Source organism: Streptomyces sp. NPDC005576, assembly GCF_042871745.1.
In the GTDB taxonomy this organism is placed as follows: Bacteria; Actinomycetota; Actinomycetes; order Streptomycetales; family Streptomycetaceae; genus Streptomyces.
Genome location: NZ_JBIAJC010000016.1, coordinates 43,577 through 56,148, shown reverse-complemented (window position 1 = coordinate 56,148; position 12,572 = coordinate 43,577). Strand labels below are relative to the sequence as shown.

Annotated in this window: 12 protein-coding genes; 10 read left to right on the top strand and 2 right to left on the bottom strand. The window is 71.3% G+C overall.

What is annotated here, in order from left to right; genetic code table 11:
* Window positions 1–476 precede the first annotated feature (476 nt).
* The gene (locus tag ACFYPN_RS26760) at window positions 477–2,036 is read left to right on the top strand and encodes an alpha-L-arabinofuranosidase B (RefSeq protein ID WP_389301633.1); all 1,560 of its coding nucleotides are present in this window, start codon (window positions 477–479) and stop codon (window positions 2,034–2,036) included.
* A 58-nt stretch (window positions 2,037–2,094) separates the two neighbouring features.
* Here ACFYPN_RS26760 and ACFYPN_RS26755 read toward each other — a convergent pair whose 3' ends face one another.
* The gene (locus tag ACFYPN_RS26755) at window positions 2,095–3,171 is read right to left on the bottom strand and encodes a glycoside hydrolase family 43 protein (RefSeq protein ID WP_389301785.1); all 1,077 of its coding nucleotides are present in this window, start codon (window positions 3,169–3,171) and stop codon (window positions 2,095–2,097) included.
* A 594-nt stretch (window positions 3,172–3,765) separates the two neighbouring features.
* Here ACFYPN_RS26755 and ACFYPN_RS26750 point away from each other — a divergent pair.
* Together ACFYPN_RS26750 and ACFYPN_RS26745 are read left to right on the top strand one after the other, a co-directional pair.
* Window positions 3,766–4,263: a sortase gene (locus tag ACFYPN_RS26750; protein ID WP_358760196.1), complete on the top strand. Its 498-nt coding sequence runs from the start codon at window positions 3,766–3,768 to the stop codon at window positions 4,261–4,263.
* 91 nt (window positions 4,264–4,354) lie between these two features.
* A complete protein-coding gene (locus ACFYPN_RS26745; protein WP_389301631.1) occupies window positions 4,355–5,215 on the top strand; it encodes a class F sortase in 861 nt (286 codons plus the stop codon).
* A 108-nt stretch (window positions 5,216–5,323) separates the two neighbouring features.
* Here the strand turns inward: ACFYPN_RS26745 and ACFYPN_RS26740 are convergent, their stop codons facing one another.
* Window positions 5,324–7,033 carry an FAD-dependent oxidoreductase gene (locus tag ACFYPN_RS26740; RefSeq protein WP_389301628.1) on the bottom strand — a complete coding sequence of 570 codons (1,710 nt, stop codon included), beginning with the start codon at window positions 7,031–7,033 and terminating at the stop codon, window positions 5,324–5,326.
* 255 nt (window positions 7,034–7,288) lie between these two features.
* Between ACFYPN_RS26740 and ACFYPN_RS26735 the strand changes: the two genes are divergently transcribed.
* The 7 genes from ACFYPN_RS26735 (at window position 7,289) to ACFYPN_RS26705 (ending at window position 12,544) form a co-directional block, all read left to right on the top strand.
* On the top strand, window positions 7,289–8,407 hold the full coding sequence (locus ACFYPN_RS26735; protein WP_358760202.1) for a SchA/CurD-like domain-containing protein: 1,119 nt from the start codon (window positions 7,289–7,291) through the stop codon (window positions 8,405–8,407).
* A gap of 71 nt (window positions 8,408–8,478) precedes the next feature.
* Entirely contained in the window at window positions 8,479–8,931 is a 453-nt protein-coding gene (locus ACFYPN_RS26730; RefSeq protein ID WP_358760204.1) for a cupin domain-containing protein, read from the top strand.
* On the top strand, window positions 8,928–10,196 hold the full coding sequence (locus ACFYPN_RS26725) for a beta-ketoacyl-[acyl-carrier-protein] synthase family protein (protein ID WP_358760206.1): 1,269 nt from the start codon (window positions 8,928–8,930) through the stop codon (window positions 10,194–10,196). The genes ACFYPN_RS26730 and ACFYPN_RS26725 overlap by 4 nt, the downstream gene beginning before the upstream one ends.
* Window positions 10,193–11,452: a ketosynthase chain-length factor gene (locus ACFYPN_RS26720; RefSeq protein ID WP_358760208.1), complete on the top strand. Its 1,260-nt coding sequence runs from the start codon at window positions 10,193–10,195 to the stop codon at window positions 11,450–11,452. The genes ACFYPN_RS26725 and ACFYPN_RS26720 overlap by 4 nt, the downstream gene beginning before the upstream one ends.
* 15 nt (window positions 11,453–11,467) lie before the next feature.
* Window positions 11,468–11,725 (top strand): acyl carrier protein, encoded by a 258-nt coding sequence (locus ACFYPN_RS26715; protein ID WP_358760210.1) that lies wholly within the window; start codon window positions 11,468–11,470, stop codon window positions 11,723–11,725.
* A 1-nt stretch (window position 11,726) separates the two neighbouring features.
* On the top strand, window positions 11,727–12,206 hold the full coding sequence (locus ACFYPN_RS26710) for an SRPBCC family protein (protein WP_358760212.1): 480 nt from the start codon (window positions 11,727–11,729) through the stop codon (window positions 12,204–12,206).
* 17 nt (window positions 12,207–12,223) lie between these two features.
* Window positions 12,224–12,544, top strand: a complete 321-nt coding sequence (locus tag ACFYPN_RS26705; protein ID WP_389301623.1) for a TcmI family type II polyketide cyclase — start codon at window positions 12,224–12,226, stop codon at window positions 12,542–12,544.
* The last annotated feature ends 28 nt before the right edge of the window (window positions 12,545–12,572 follow it).

Genomic DNA, 12,572 nt, shown 5'->3' with positions numbered 1-12,572 from the left:
CTCGCCCCGCCGGTTTAGCGTCTGTGCCACCCAAGCACCCCTCCCCCCACTCGACGTCATGTCAGAATTGTTAGCGCTAACAATTTCTCTCGATGACCTGACCTGCATCAACGTCACGACCGCCTCCGCCCCGCCGCCCGATTTTCCGGTGCGGCCCGGCCGGGCCGTCATACCGCGCACCCGCTCCGTCAACACCCCGCAGGCGCCGGACAGTCCCCCCACTCCGACGGCTCACCACGCGCGCCCGCGCACCGGATCCGCGCCCCGGCACTCTCCCGTACCCCTGTCACAGAGCTCCGTGCTGCCCCTCCGCACAACGGCCTCACCCGGTACCCGCCTCCGGGGGTGTCCGGCGGCTTCCCCTCCGAGCGGCGCGGAAGGACGGGGCCCCGAGGCTGCCGTAGCCGCTCCGGACCCGAACCGGACCACCCGTCGCGTGCACGTTCCCGACACCCATCAACGAATCGAGGACAGTGATGAAAGGACTCCGGTCCGCTTTCCGTCGCCGCGCAGCCGCGCTGACGGCGGCTCTGGCCGCCGTGCTCGTCGCGGGAGCCCTCTCGGGCACCGCGGTCTCCCAGGCCGCGACGTCCCAGCCCTGCGACCTGTACGCGGCCGGCGGTACCCCGTGCGTCGCCGCGCACAGCACCACCCGCGCCCTGTACGGCTCCTACAACGGGGCGTTGTACCAGGTGCGCCGCGCCTCGGACAGCACCACCCGTGACATAGGGGTGCTCAGCGCCGGTGGGTACGCCAACGCCGCGGCGCAGGACTCGTTCTGTGCGGGCACCAGTTGCGTCATCACCGTCATCTACGACCAGACCGGCCGCAACAACCGTCTCACCCAGGCACCTCCCGGCGGCTTCAACGGCCCCGCCGCGGGCGGTTACGACAAGCTCGCCAACGCGACGATGGCGCCGGTCACCCTCAACGGCAACCGCGCCTACGGCGTCTTCGTCTCGCCGGGGACCGGCTACCGCAACAACGCGACGAACGGGATCGCCACCGGCGACAAGGCCGAGGGCATGTACGCGCTCTTCGACGGCACGCACTACAACGACGGCTGCTGCTTCGACTACGGCAACGCGGAGACCAACAGCCGCGACAACGGCAACGGCACCATGGAGGCCATCTACTTCGGCAACAGCCGGGGCTGGGGCTCCGGCGCCGGCAACGGCCCCTGGGTGATGGCCGACCTGGAGAACGGCCTGTTCTCCGGCGTCAACACCGGGTACAACGCCAACGACCCGACCGTGAGCCACCGCTTCCTGACCGCGATCGTCAAGGGCGAGCCGAACCACTGGTCCATCCGCGCGGGCAACGCCCAGTCCGGTTCGCTCTCCACCTACTACAACGGGGTCCGGCCGAACGCCGCCGGCTACAACCCGATGAAGAAGGAAGGGGCGATCATTCTCGGCATCGGCGGCGACAACAGCGTCAGCGCCGCCGGCACCTTTTACGAGGGCGTCATGACCTCGGGGTATCCCACCGACGCCACGGAGAACGCCGTCCAGGCCAACATCGTCGCGGCCGGCTACGCCCAGGGATCGGGCGGTGGAACCGCCCTCAACTCCGGCTCCTCCGTCTCGCTCCGGGCGACCACCTCCTGCTGCACCACCAGCTACCTCAGCCACTCCGGCGCGAACGTCACCACCACGGCGCTCACGTCCGCGAGCTCCGCGACCGACAAGGCGAACGCCTCCTGGATCGTCCGGCCCGGCCTGGCCAACAGCGCCTGCCGCTCCTTCGAGTCGAGGAACACACCGGGCAGCTATCTGCGCCATCAGAACTACCAGCTCTATCTGCACGCCAACGACAGCACCGCCCTGTTCGCCAACGACGCCACCTTCTGCTCGCAGGCAGGCGTGAACGGCCAGGGCTCCACGCTGACCTCGTACAACTTCGCCGACCGCTCCATCCGCCACTACAACAACACCGGATACGTCGCCTCCAACGGCGGGTCCAACACCTTCGACGCCGCCGCGCTCTGGCCCGACGACGTCAGCTGGGCCGTGGTCGCCGCCTGGACCCCCTGATCCCGTGAAGCGCGGGCGGCCGCCCCCGAAGGACGGCCGCCCGCGCTCCGCTGCGCCCTCACTCGAAGAGCTTGAGACTCCAGCCGGTGTCCGTGGCCGCTCCGGGGACGTTGGCGCGGCTGTAGGTCGTACCGCCCCACCAGCAGAAGGTGCCGGTGTACCAGTACCGGTTGTCCCACGAGTACGCCGTGCCCTTCGGGACCGCGTGGAACATCAGGGGAAACGTCGGGCCGGCGGGCGGGCTGGTGGCGATGTCGCCGTCCAGCAGCACGAAACTGTGGTGCCCGGGACCGTTCACCTGCTGGGTGGGGTCCCATCCGGACATCATCGTGGAGCGGTTGGAGCCGAACAGGCACCCGTTCGACTTGTACCAGTCCCATACGTACGTGGGGTCGCCACCGGCCCGCAGTCGCAGTTCGGCCAGGCAGTACTGGTCGCTCCAGCTGCCGTTGGCCGAGTACACGATGTGCAGTCGGCCGTTCGGGTCCTTGATCGCCTCGGGTGCCTCGTTGATGAACGGGTTGCCGACCACCCGCTCCCAGCTCTCCCGGGGCTGGGAGATGACGTAACGCGCGCCGGTCGGCGTGGTGGGGCTGCTCATCCGGGCGATGTAGAGGTTCTGCTCGACGTTGGTGTCCCCGGCCCAGCCGGACCAGACGAACCAGCGCTGCCCGTCGAAGGTGAACATCGTGCCGTCGATGGCCCATTTCCCGTCGGGCAGGGCCAGTTGGGTCTCGGTGGTGTACCCGCTGTCGGGGGTCGCCGAGCTGATCACGTACATCCGGTGGGCGCTTCCGCGTCCTGCCGTGAAGTAGATGTAGTACCGGCCGCCGTCCCGTACGACCTCGGGCGCCCAGACCTCGCCGAGGCCCCGGGTGTCGGACCAGACCTGCCGCGCGGGAGCGGACGCCAGGGCGGCCGTGGACGACGCCTGGCGCACGGCGATGCCGCCGCCGGTCGACTGTACGGAGACATAGGTGGAGCCGACCCGGATCACGCTCGGGTCGGCGGCCCGCATGCTCGTCTGGGAGGCCCTGGCCGGCCCGGCCGACGACACGGACATCACGGCCGTGAGGAGCCCTGCGAGAACGAAGGCGGCAAGGCCGCTCACCTTCGTACGGCGGATGAGATTCATGGTCCTGTTCATGGTCCCGTTCCCGTGATTCCTCCGCTTCGACACCGGACGGGAGCCGGCCGGGGAGGGCCGGACCGTGCACGGCATCCGGCCGGGACCGCTTCGGAGGACGCCGCAGGGGCGGTTCCGGCCGTCGAACTCCCCCGCTCGCCGGGCTTCCCGGCCCGGCCGCCCCCTGACGGAGCATCCCCACATCGCTGTGAGAGCGCTCTCACAGCATCGGGAATGGCCCTGTGCATGTCAATAACTGGGGCCGGACGGCCCTCCCCACGAGCCGTCAGGTGTCACACCGTCGGGCGCTCCACGCCGACGTCGGCGCCCGCCCACCCAACTCCCCGGCATCCGCCCCGGACTCGTCCCGGAACGATCAGTTAGCCCGTTCGCCGTCCGGTCCCGGTCCCTCCCCGGGTCCGCCCCGGACGAAGGTGACCTGCGTAAACAGAAGGCCCCAGTCGCCCCACCGGGCCTGACCGGGTGACACGGGCGGCGACTCTCCGTGTTGCGGGGGTGATGGAGTGTCGGTTGCCTCGGACGCGGAGCACAGCGGAGGAGCCGCGCAGTCCGGCCGGGCCCCGCTCTCGATGGAGGAACCTCATGCGCAACACACGCACCGGTGCGGGTATCTGTCTGGCCGTGGGTCTGCTGGCCCTCGCGGCCCCGGCGGCCGTGGCCGCGGACCCCGCCGGTGAGCAGACCATTCGCATCAGCCCGGCGAGCGCCTCGCCCGGTTCGCTGGTCACCGTCAGCACCCGGGCCTGCGGCAAGGAGACCTACGGCAAGGGGACCTCGGAAGCCGCAGGCGCGTTCCACCTCTTCGAGGGCGACCGCAAGGGTGTGCTCGTCGGCGAGTTCGAGGTGCCGGACGATGCCCGGCCGGGCACCGACACGGTCACCGTGAAGTGCCCCCCGCGCATCCAGATGACGGACGACTACCGGGTCGCCGACCGTACCCCCAGCGGCGGGGTGGCCGCCGGATTCAGCGTCCCCGTGAACCACGGCGCCCAGCTCGCCCTGGGAGGCGTGCTGCTCGCCGGGGCGGCGGCCGGGACCGTGTTCAAGATGCGCCGCCGGGCGTCGTCGGCCCGCGGCTGACCGTACGACAGCTGTCCGCGCGCCCCGTATCCCGCCGTGCTCCGGGGCGCGCGGACGTGCCACCCACCCACCGCGACACAGAGGACACGCGATGCAGACCGGGCGCAGGACCAGTACGTCGCCCCAGTCGTTCCCGGCGGTGAGACACCTGGTCTGGGCCGTGGTGGCGGGTACCGTGCTGGTGGTCAACGGCATGCGGGACGACCGGCCTCCGCAGCCACCGGCCGTCGCCGCGCCCGCGCCGCCCACCGCCGCTCCGTCCTCCTCCCCCCACGCCGCCCGGCCCACGTCTCCGGCCGCCCCGGGGCCGGTGTACATGGCGCCGCGGTATCCGGTGCGCCTGCCGCCCTCCCTCGTACGCCGGTCCACCGCCCCGCCGGTGCTGCTCCCCCGGCCGCCCGTCCGGCCGGCGCCCCTGCGTCCGTTGCCGACGGGCCCCCGCGCGGCCGGATCCGCCGGCCCGGCCGCCCCGGCGCATCCCGCCGTACGGCCCCTTCCGCCGTCTGCGCCCGTGCGGCTGCGGATTCCCGTACTCAAGGTGGACTCGCCCATGATGAAGCTGGGCCTCGACGCCTCCGGCGCGCTGGAGACTCCGCCCGACAACAACCCCGTGCTCAGCGGCTGGTACGCCGACGGGACGGTACCGGGGTCGGTGGGCACCGCCATCACGACCGGGCATGTCGACACCCGGCTGGGGCCTGGCGTCTTCTTCGAGCTGGGCGCCCTGCGCAAGGGCGCCACCGTCGAGATCGTCCGGGCCGACCGGAGCATCGCCGTGTTCACGGTGTACGCCGTGGACTCCTACAGCAAGAAGGACTTCCCCGACGAGACGGTCTACGGCCCCTCGGACCGACCGGAGCTGCGGGTGATCACCTGCGGTGGCGACTACGACAAGAAGTCCGGCTACCAGGAGAACGTCGTGGTCTTCGCGGCCCTGACCGGCTCGCGCTGACAGCCGGGCGGCGGCGACCACACCGTCGGCCGCGCGCCGACGACGACATCCCGGCGACGCACCGGTCCCCGGCGGCCCGAGGGCGCGCCGGGGACCGGTGTGCGTCGGTCAGACCCGGTGGAGCAGGGTCGTCATCACCTGGTGGAGCGCCGCCTCCGGGTCGGGGACCGCGTCCTGCGCGCGCCACGCGACGAATCCGTCGGGGCGTACCAGCACGGCGCCCTGGGCGGTGGTGCCGTGGACGGCGGCCCAGTCAGCAGCGTCCTCGGACCGCAGATCCGCGTCGGGGCCGGACCCGACCGTGAACGCGTCCAGACGGATCGCCAGTTGTTTCGCCACCTGGCCGGCCGCGCCGCGCCACTCCGGGCTGTTCGCGTCGCAGAGCAGCACGAACGCCTGCTCGTAGAGGTCCAGCGTCGAGACCCGCTCGCCGGCGCGGTCGAGCCACATGTGCGGGGCGCGGGTGCCGGGTTCGCCCGACAGGCCGACGCCCTCGGGAACGACGGGCGACTCCGGGTCGGCCCCCAGGACCGCTCCCCGCACGTAGCGGTAGCCGAGGGCGACGGAGAGCATGCCGCCCTTCCTGCCGCCGCCAGGGCCGCCGGGCCCCCCGGAGCCGTCCTGTCCACCCGGACCAGCCGGTCCACCCGGTCCGCCCTGTCCATCAGGTCCGCCGGGAGGACCGGCGTACCCGGGGTGGCTGTGCTCCCCCGAACGGGCCGAGGCACGCGCGCTCGTGGCCTTCGCCACCGGGAGCCGCTCCGCCTCGTAGGAGTCCAGGAGCTCCGGGCCCGCCGCCCCGCCGACCACGGCCGCGAGCTTCCACGCCAGGTTGTGCGCGTCCTGGATGCCGGTGTTCGAGCCGAATGCCCCGGTGGGCGACATCTCGTGGGCGGAGTCACCGGCCAGGAAGACCCTGCCGGAGGCGTACCGTTCCGCGACCCGCTCGGCCGCGTGCCAGGGGGCCTTGCCGGTGATCTCGACGTCGAGGGCGGGATCACCGACCGCCAGGCGGATGTGCTCGGCGCACCGCTCGTCGGTGAAGTCCTCCAGGGTCTCGCCCCGGTCGGGCTGCCACGGCGCGTGGAAGACCCACCGCTCCTCGTTGTCCACCGGCAGCAGAGCCCCGTCCGCCGCCGGGTTGGTCAGGTAGCAGACGATGAAGCGCCGGTCACCGACGACGGAGGCGAGCCGGCGGGAGCGGAAGGTGATGCTGACGTTGTGGAAGAGGTCTCCGGGGCCGGTCTGGCCGATGCCCAGTTGCTCGCGGACGGGGCTGCGGGGGCCGTCGGCCGCGACCAGGTAGTCCGCCCGCACCGTGGTGTGTTCCCCGGTCTCCCGGTCCTTGACGACGGCGGTGACCCCGTCCTGGTCCTGCTCGAAGGTGAGCAGTTCGGTGGAGAACCGCAGGTTGCTGCCCTGGGACCGGGCGTGGTCCACGAGGACGGGTTCCAGGTCGTTCTGGCTGCACAGGCACCAGCCGCTCGGGCTGAACCGGGCGAGGCCGCCGCCCGGGTCGATCTCCTTGAAGAGCCACTCCTGGTCCTCGCCGGTGAGTGAACCGGCTTGCAGGATGCCGTGGTTGTCCGCGAGCACGGACGCCGCGTCCCGGATGAGCCGCTCCGCGCCCGCGGCGCGGAAGACCTCCATCGTGCGGACGTTGTTGCCCCGGCCCCGGGGGTGGGTCGAGGTGCTTCGGTGCTTCTCCACCAAGAGGTGGTCGACGCCGAGCCGGCTCAGGAAGAGAGAGGTGGACAAGCCCACCAGGGAGCCACCCACGATGAGGACCGGCACGCGGTGGTCGACGCTTTCGTTCATTCGACTGCTCCAGCTCGGAGACATGGGGACGGAGTGTCCATGCCCTGGCGGGAGGCGGTCGGCGGGGCTTGTGCCGACGCCTCACCTGAACGGTTCATAAATCTGGCGCCGCCCGTACCAGCGTTCCACGATCGGTCGCGGGAGCGGTGCGCGCGTCGCACGGGGCGGGACGCGACCCACCGGCAGGCAGGGACCTGCGCGACTTCACCGAAACCGGCCCATGCCGGGCGGGAACGGGACAGGAGAACAGAAGCGATGACAATCCTCTCGGAACGGGTATCCCAGTCCGCCTTCGACGGTTCGAGGCTCCGGGTCATACTGCTCCTTGACCTGCACGACGGCGCCCAGAACCAGTTCCTGGAGGCGTACGAGCACATGCGCAACCAGGTCGCGTCGACCCCCGGACACATCAGCGACCAGCTGTGCCAGTCCATCGAGAACCCCTCGCAGTGGCTCATCACCAGCGAGTGGGAGAGCGCGCCCCCCTTCCTCGCCTGGGTGAACAGCGAGGAGCACGTGGCGACGGTGCAGCCGCTGCACAGTTGTGTGCGCGACACCCGTTCACTCCGCTTCAGCGTGCTGCGGGAGACCGGGGCCGCGTTCGAGAGCACCCCCGAACCCCTCCGGGGCCGGCTCCAGTCCGCGCCGCGTCTGGGTGACGGCATCGTGCGCCACGCGCTCACCTTCACGGTGAAGCCGGGGACCGAGGAGATGGTCGCGAAGATCCTCTCCGACTACGACCCCCCGCAGGCACAGGTCAACGAGAACACCCGGCTGCGCCGCACCTCGCTCTTCATGCACGGGAACCGCGTCGTGCGGGCCGTCGAGATCGAGGGCGACCTGATGGCGGCCCTGCGCCACGTCTCCCGCCAGCCCGAGGTCAGGGCGGTCGAGGAAGCGATCAACCCGTACCTGGAGCAGGACCGGGATCTGGGCGACCCCGACTCCGCCCGGATGTTCTTCACCCGGGCGGCGCTGCCGACCGTCCACCATGTGACGGCCGGGCGCCACAGCGCCGCTGACGTCCAGCGGCACGCGCTGTTCTACCAGGCCAAGGAGGGCTGCGGGATGGCGCTGGCCCGGTTGCTCGCCGGCCAGGACGAGGAGAACGCGGACGACCTCGCGAGCCCCATCGAGAGCAGCACGATCTTCCAGCGCGACGACGTGGTGGTGCGGCTCCTCGAAGTGGTCGGCCCGCTCGACGCGCAGCCCACCCAGGCGCTGGGCATCGGTGGTGACCGCAAGGCGGCCATGCTCGACCGGCTCCTCGACGGCGGTGCGCAGGGCATGCCGACGAACGACCTGGAGGCCGCGCGCTTCCTCGCCCGGGCGGAGATGAACCTGATCACCGACCGCCGGTCCGCCGAGTCCTGACGCGTCACCGGCAACGGGGGCCCGCCCCGGCCTGCCGTCACACCTCACAACGTGCCTGGAGAAATGCAGCCATGACCATCCACCGGCATCGCATCGTGGATCTCAGCGAGACCCAGCCCAACCGCAGGCGCGGCGGCGACCTGCGCGCCTTGCTCACCCCGACGGCGGTCGGCGCCACCAGCGGCTTCATGGGGCTGGCCCTCGTCGACCCCGGTGACCGGATCGGCGAGCACTACCACCCCTACTCCGAGGAGTTCGTCTACGTCGTGGCCGGACAGCTCGAAGTGGACCTGGACGGTGAGACGTATCCGATGCGGCCCGACCAGGGTCTGCTGATCCCGCCGCACGTGCGCCACCGCTTCCGCAACGTGGGGGACGTGGAGGCGCGCATGGTCTTCCACCTGGGCCCGCTCGCCCCGCGACCGGAGCTCGGCCACGTCGACACGGAGGTCACCGAGGCCACGGAGGCGACCGTGACGGCCGAGCGCGGAGCGCCGCCAGAACGAACGGCGGCGTCCTCATGACCCGGCGCGTGGCGGTCACCGGGGTCGGCGTCGTCGCCCCCGGTGGCATCGGCACCTCCGCGTTCTGGGATCTGCTCGCCAACGGCCGTACGGCGACGCGCGGCATCACCCTGTTCGACCCGTCGCAGTTCCGCTCGCGGATCGCCGCCGAGTGCGACTTCGATCCTGTCGCCCACGGCCTGGACGCGGAGCTGATCGCCCGTTCCGACCGGTACGTACAGTTCGCCCTGGTGGCCGCCAGGGAGGCGCTGGGCGACGCCGGGCTCGACCTGGAGAAGGAGGACCCCTGGCGCATCGGGGTCTCCCTCGGAACGGCGGTCGGCGGCACCACGCGTCTGGAGCACGACTACGTCGCGGTCAGCGAGAGCGGGGCGCGCTGGGACGTCGACCACCGGTCGGCCGGCGCCCACCTCGAGCGGGCGTTCGCGCCGAGCACCCTGGCCTCCGCGGTCGCGGAGGAAGTCGGCGCGCACGGGCCGGTACAGACCGTCTCCACGGGCTGCACCTCCGGTCTCGACGCGATCGGCTACGCCTTCCACTCCGTGGAGGAGGGCCGGGTGGACGTCTGCATCGCGGGGGCGTCCGACACGCCGATCACTCCCATCACGGTGGCCTGCTTCGACGCCATCAAGGCGACCTCGGCGAACAACGACGACCCGGAGCACGCCTCCAGGCCGTTCGACGCGCGCCGGGACGGGTTCGTGATGGGCGAGGGCGGTGCCGTCCTCGTCCTGGAGGAGCTGGAGCACGCACGGGCCCGCGGGGCTACCGTCTACTGCGAGATCTCGGGGTACGCCACCTTCGGGAATGCGTACCACATGACCGGGCTGACCACCGAGGGGCTGGAGATGGCCGAGGCCATCAACAGCGCCCTCGCGCACGCCCGGCTCGACGGCTCCCAGGTCGACTACGTCAACGCGCACGGTTCGGGCACCAAGCAGAACGACCGGCACGAGACGGCAGCGGTGAAGCGGGCTCTGGGCTCGCACGCGTACAAGGTGCCGATGAGTTCGATCAAGTCCATGGTCGGCCACTCGCTCGGCGCCATCGGCGCGATCGAGATCGCCGCGTGCGTCTTGGCCCTCAAGCACCAGACGGTGCCGCCGACGGCCAACTACGAGACCGCGGACCCGGAGTGCGACCTCGATTACGTACCGCGCACCGCACGGCCGGTCAAGCTGCGCAGTGTGCTCTCGGTCGGCAGCGGATTCGGGGGATTCCAGTCCGCCGTCGCCATGACCCGATCGGGCGGGAGGACCTCATGAGTGCCACGACAGCGTCCGCACACCGCACCTCCGTCATCACCGGCATCGGTGTCGTCGCCCCCAACGGGACCGGCGCCGGCGCCTTCTGGAAGCAGACCCAGGAGGGTGTCAGCGTCCTCGACCTGGTTTCCCGGGAGGGTTGTGAGAACCTTCCGCTCCGGGTCGCGGGCGAGGTCAGGGACTTTGACCCGGTCGCGTTCATCGAGGAGCGCTACCTCGTCCAGACCGACCGTTTCACGCACTACGCCATGGCCGCCGCCGACCTCGCCCTGAGCGATGCGAGGCTCGGCCGCGCCGACTACGAGGACGCGCCGTTCAAGGTGGGTGTGGTCACCGCAGCCGGTTCGGGAGGCGGCGAGTTCGGCCAGCGTGAACTCCAGCGGCTGTGGGGCGAGGGCTCGCGGTTCGTCGGTCCGTACCAGTCCATCGCCTGGTTCTACGCGGCCAGCACCGGTCAGATCTCGATCCGGGGCGGCTTCAAGGGGCCGTGCGCCGTCGTGGCGAGCGACGAGGCCGGTGGCCTCGACGCTCTGATGCACGCGGCGCGTTCCATCCGGCGGGGCACGGACGCCGTGGTGGTCGGCGCCGCCGAGGCGCCCCTCGCGCCGTACTCCGTCGTCTGCCAGCTCGGTTACGCCGACCTCAGCCTCAGCGACGAACCCACCCGTGCCTACCGGCCGTTCACCGCGGACGCCTGCGGATTCGTGCCGGCCGAGGGCGGCGGCATGCTGGTGGTCGAGGAGGAGGCGAAGGCCCGCGACCGCGGCGCCAGGGTGCGGGCCGAACTGGCCGGCCACGCCTCCACCTTCACCGGCGCGTCCCGGTGGGAGGAGTCCCGCGCGGGTCTGGCCCGCGCGATCGAAGGGGCGCTGCGGGAGGCCCGATGCGCGCCGGAGGAGATCGACGTGGTCTTCGCGGACGCGCTCGGTGTCCCCTCGGCGGACCGGGCCGAGGCGCTGGCGATCGCCGACGCGCTCGGCGCGCACGGACGCCGGGTGCCGGTGACGGCACCCAAGACCGGGACGGGGCGCGCCTACTGCGGCGCACCGGTGCTGGACACGGCAGCCGCCGTACTCGCCATGGAACACGGGCTGATCCCGCCGACGCCCAACGTCTTCGACGTCTGCCACGACCTGGACGTGGTCACCGGGCGGGCGCGCCCCGCAGAACTGCGCACGGCGCTCGTGCTGAGCCGCGGCCTGATGGGTTCGAACTCGGCCCTGGTGCTGCGCCGCCCCACCGACACCCCGCTGTGAGAAGGAGTTGCCCCCATGCCCGATCAGCTGACGTACGAAGAGCTGTCCACCCTGATGAAGAGCGGTGCCGGCCTCACCGCCGATGCCTCCGAGATGGCGAGCCGTCCCGAGTCGAGCTTCGAGGAGTACGGCCTGGACTCGCTCGGCCTGCTCGGCATCGTGGCCGCGCTGGAGAACCGCTACGGCCACGCGCTGCCGGCCGACGCCGACCAGTGCAAGACGCCCGCCGAGTTCCTCGACCTCGTCAACAACACCCTCGTGACAGGAGCCTGACGTGTCCGGACACACCGAGAACGAGATCGTCATCGCCGCGCCGCTGGATCTCGTCTGGGAGATGACGAACGACCTGGAGAACTGGCCCCGGCTGTTCAGCGAGTACGCGGCCGTCGAGGTGCTCAAGAGGGAGGGGCAGAAGACGACCTTCCGCCTCACCATGCACCCCGACGACAACGGCAAGGTCTGGAGCTGGGTCTCGGAGCGCACCACCGACCGCTCGGGGCGGCATGTGCAGGCCCGCCGGGTCGAGCCCGGACCGTTCCAGCACATGGACATCCGGTGGGAGTACGCGGAGGTCCGGGGCGGCACGCGAATGCTCTGGCGGCAGGACTTCGCGATGCGCCCGGACGCCCCGGTCGACGACGTGTGGATGACGGACAACATCAACCGCAACTCCCGGGTCCAGATGGAGCTCATCCGCGACAAGATCGAGCAGCGCGACCGGGAGCTCCGGTCCGCCGCCGTACCCGCCAACTAGTCCCGAGAGGCAGCCAGATGCACCACGCTCTGATCGTCGCCCGGATGGCTCCGGGTTCGGCTCCGGACATCGCGAAGGTGTTCGAGGCCTCCGACAACACGGACCTCCCCCATCTCGTCGGCGTCCACCGGCGCACCCTGTTCCAGTTCGGCGACGTGTACCTGCACCTGATCGAGTCCGAGCGTCCCCCGGGTCCGGAGATCGCGAAGGTGATGGAGCACCCGGAGTTCAAGGCCATCAGCGACCGGCTGACCGCCTTCGTGAGCCCGTACGACCCGCAGACCTGGCGCGGTCCGAAGGACGCGATGGCCCAGCCGTTCTACACGTGGCAGCGGTAGGGCTCCGGCCTCCGCACGGGAAACGCCC